Source organism: Porphyromonas sp. oral taxon 278 str. W7784 (assembly GCF_000467855.2).
Taxonomy (GTDB): Bacteria; Bacteroidota; Bacteroidia; order Bacteroidales; family Porphyromonadaceae; genus Porphyromonas.
The window spans coordinates 469,889-470,531 of record NZ_KI259258.1 but is presented as its reverse complement, the minus strand read 5'-3'; the positions used below and the strand labels follow the sequence as shown (position 1 = coordinate 470,531).

General features: G+C 55.8%; 1 pseudogene. It reads right to left on the bottom strand.

What is annotated here, in order from left to right:
* Positions 1-643 (bottom strand): annotated as a pseudogene (locus HMPREF1556_RS08555) (carboxypeptidase); the annotation flags it as partial.

The window sequence follows — 643 nt, the reverse complement described above, 5'->3', positions numbered from 1 at the left end:
CGACGCTGGGGAGCGGACTTGAAGGTCTTCTCGAGGTGGATGTTCGCCGTAGTATATTGGCTCTTGTCGGTCTCGTCGGCGACACCGGGGAGCAGGCGTAGGAGTTCATAAGCCTTACTGGAGAGGATGCGATAGTCTCGGCTATCATTCTCTCGGCGTGTATCATCCTTCTGCGGGCTGTAGGACACATTGACTCCCATCGAGAGCTCAGGGGTGAAGGCATAGTCTAGTCCCGCACGGACATTGAAGTGAGGACCCTTCCCCGAGTAGGCGGTCTCACTCGAATGGAACGTGCCCTGCTTGGGATAGGTGCGGTAGGTACCTAGAGAGCCATCATAGCTCGCCGAGCCTCCTCCGATCTGGAGGGAAGCGGTGACCTTGTCCTTCTTATAGTTGAGGTTGGTATTGAGGGAGTACATAGCCCTCTCCCTTCTAAATCCAAAGCGAGGAGCGATACTTCCTCCGAAGAAATCGTTCTTAGCCTTCTTGAGGATGATATTCAGCACACCTGCATTCCCCTCGGCTTCGTACTTAGCAGGCGGAGTGGTGAGTATCTGGATCTCCTGAAGGTCGGACTGCGGGTAGGAGCGAAGGAGCCCGATGAGTGCCGCGCCCGAGAGACGGACACGCTTGTCGTTGATGA